The organism is Brevibacillus centrosporus (genome assembly GCF_003710815.1).
Lineage (GTDB): Bacteria > Bacillota > Bacilli > Brevibacillales > Brevibacillaceae > Brevibacillus > Brevibacillus centrosporus.
On record NZ_RHHP01000060.1, the window covers coordinates 1 to 2,149 of the forward strand.

Here is a 2,149-nt window from a genome sequence, read left to right on the forward strand (position 1 = left end):
ATCTACTGAGAGCTGCCTAGAATTTTTAAAAGTGTCCTTTACAAAGGGTACATTTTAGTTCCACTCCCTAAAACCAAAGCGGGTTTTCGTTCCATCGATCTTCCCGATGAAGTCATCAATGCCCTCATTAACCACAAGGAATTCATCATGGAACAAAAACGACAGGCAGATGAATTGTACAATGATTTTGATCTTATCAACTGCACACCACTTGGGACATTTATTGATCACAGTAATGTAACGCGTACCTTCAAATTATTGATCAAGAAGGCTGGTTTACCTGATATACGCTTCCACGATCAGCGACATACCCATGCCACTCTGCTTTTGAAGCGAAACGTTCATCCCAAGATTGTCTCGGAACGTCTAGGACATGCCGATACGCGCATGACATTGGATACTTATAGTCATCTGCTCCCCAGCATGCAAAAAGAAACAGCAAAAGCTTTTGGGAAAATGCTGTTTGGAACCACATGAAAGTGGGGTGAAACCCTTGTGACCACGAGGTGTTTTCACCTCCTTTATTATTAGAATCAAAAGATTAGAAAAACAAAAAACCCTTGCTACGCAAGGGCTTCGAACGTCTTACGTATGGTGATCCGGACTGGGTTCGAACCAGCGACCCCCACCCTGTCAAGAGGAATCACCGCGTTTTCTCTTGTTATCCATTATACTCAAAACCATGTATTATCAAGGGTTTGTCCATGTTTTAATAGTCCGCTATACTCCGTGATTATTTACCGTTTCGCACCAGAATTCGCTCCAATCCCCCCGAAACAGAAGACACATGGGATAAGTTAACCCATGCGCCTTTTCTTTTCTTCTAACCATTCGGTAAAATCTGTCCCCTCGTACCACGCAAGAAATACACGTTTTGAAACCTTAATCTTAGTCCCTACCCGGACAAAGTGAAATACCCCAGAATTGACTAGTTCGTATGCTTGTTTCCTTCCGCATTCTAGAACTTGCTGAATATGACGTACTTCGAGTGCTTCAGGGAGGTTATCAAGAAGTTGGCTGCTCATTATTTACCACCTTATCCTTTATAACTTCAATGTTCAAACTTAAAGCGATCTTGTAAAAAGCTTTCCATCTGATTTTGGTGTATGTTCCTTCGCTAATTGGAGGATTAAAGCTATGGCAGTAGATAGCGTAGTCAGTAATATATTCACTGTCCTCGCTCATGTAGCGTTCCTGGATTAAGAACTTTTCCATGCGTGGAAGTCGATTGACAGCACGTTCCACTCGCTCCAGGTATGCCCTTCGCCCTGCTTGCCCGTCGATATTATGTGTTGCTATCGACGCTGTTTGATCGCTCGTCAGGTTCGTGCGGCCGCCTTCCCTTAATTCATAGCTGGCTGTGATCGTCGGCTCGCGTTCATCAAAGGATAGGTATTTGAACAGGCGATATTGCCTAAACGCTTCCTCTACAGCCTTTTGTGTTCGTTTCCTGTCCAACTCTGGCAAGAAGCTGATTTGCATACGGAGCCTCCTTTTGGTAGGAGTGCCCCGGACGAACCGGGGCGTAAGGTTCTACGATTTAGAATGGGAGATCATCGTCACTTGAAGCAGCTGGCAGATCGTCAAGCTTATCGGCTGGATCCTCAGCCGGTACCGTATCGGATTCGGTTTTTTTGGGACGGCCACGGCGTTTCCGTTCTTGATCGATGTCAGCGACATTTTGAGAGGTAGGCTCTAAATCACCACCGGACTCATTATCTGCCTGCGTATCTTCGGGAAGCTCGTCCGGATCTGCAGCATTCTCAGAGGTGGCCACATCTTCCAGGCTGAGCTGGCTGCTGTCTACTTGTACCACCCCATCACGGCCAACACTGTATTCCATACCTGGGTGATCGTCATCCTCTTCAATATCGTCGATGTCCATTTGCGAGCTGGAGATCTGAATATAAACCTGTCCGCCTTTCAATTTGTGCAGCGCGACCAGTTGGGAATCAGACAGATCGCCCTTGAGCTCGAACTTGAGAACGTCCTTTTTCTCACCCGCGTTGAAATCCTTAAACAATGCTTTTACTTCCGTTTTCATGGACTATTCGCTCCCTTTTTATTTGCATATGGTCTGTGCCGCCGCAAATTATGTTTTTAGCCTCTATTTATTAATGTTGGATACAATACTTTGCTCAACCCTCTC

General features: G+C 45.4%; 4 protein-coding genes. 1 reads left to right on the forward strand and 3 read right to left on the reverse strand.

Annotated elements, in window-relative coordinates; translation table 11 throughout:
- Window positions 1–147 precede the first annotated feature (147 nt).
- Entirely contained in the window at window positions 148–477 is a 330-nt protein-coding gene (locus EDM55_RS29795) for a site-specific integrase (protein ID WP_122962123.1), read from the forward strand.
- A gap of 320 nt (window positions 478–797) precedes the next feature.
- Here EDM55_RS29795 and EDM55_RS29800 read toward each other — a convergent pair whose 3' ends face one another.
- Genes EDM55_RS29800 through EDM55_RS29810 form a run of 3 tightly spaced genes read right to left on the reverse strand, consistent with a single transcriptional unit; the run spans window position 798 to window position 2,044 of the window.
- The gene (locus EDM55_RS29800; RefSeq protein WP_122962124.1) at window positions 798–1,025 is read right to left on the reverse strand and encodes a helix-turn-helix domain-containing protein; all 228 of its coding nucleotides are present in this window, start codon (window positions 1,023–1,025) and stop codon (window positions 798–800) included.
- Window positions 1,006–1,482, reverse strand: a complete 477-nt coding sequence (locus EDM55_RS29805; protein ID WP_122962125.1) for an ArpU family phage packaging/lysis transcriptional regulator — start codon at window positions 1,480–1,482, stop codon at window positions 1,006–1,008. Before EDM55_RS29805 ends, EDM55_RS29800 begins: the two co-directional genes overlap by 20 nt.
- Before the next feature lie 58 nt (window positions 1,483–1,540).
- Window positions 1,541–2,044 (reverse strand): hypothetical protein, encoded by a 504-nt coding sequence (locus EDM55_RS29810; protein WP_122962126.1) that lies wholly within the window; start codon window positions 2,042–2,044, stop codon window positions 1,541–1,543.
- Window positions 2,045–2,149: the final 105 nt, after the last annotated feature.

What these genes read in the sequence shown, in the direction of transcription:
- EDM55_RS29795 (WP_122962123.1), top strand. Translation starts at nt 148, where the DNA reads ATGGAACAAAAACGACAGGCAGATGAATTGTACAATGATTTTGATCTT.
- EDM55_RS29800 (WP_122962124.1), bottom strand. Translation starts at nt 1,025, where the DNA reads ATGAGCAGCCAACTTCTTGATAACCTCCCTGAAGCACTCGAAGTACGT.
- EDM55_RS29805 (WP_122962125.1), bottom strand. Translation starts at nt 1,482, where the DNA reads ATGCAAATCAGCTTCTTGCCAGAGTTGGACAGGAAACGAACACAAAAG.
- EDM55_RS29810 (WP_122962126.1), bottom strand. Translation starts at nt 2,044, where the DNA reads ATGAAAACGGAAGTAAAAGCATTGTTTAAGGATTTCAACGCGGGTGAG.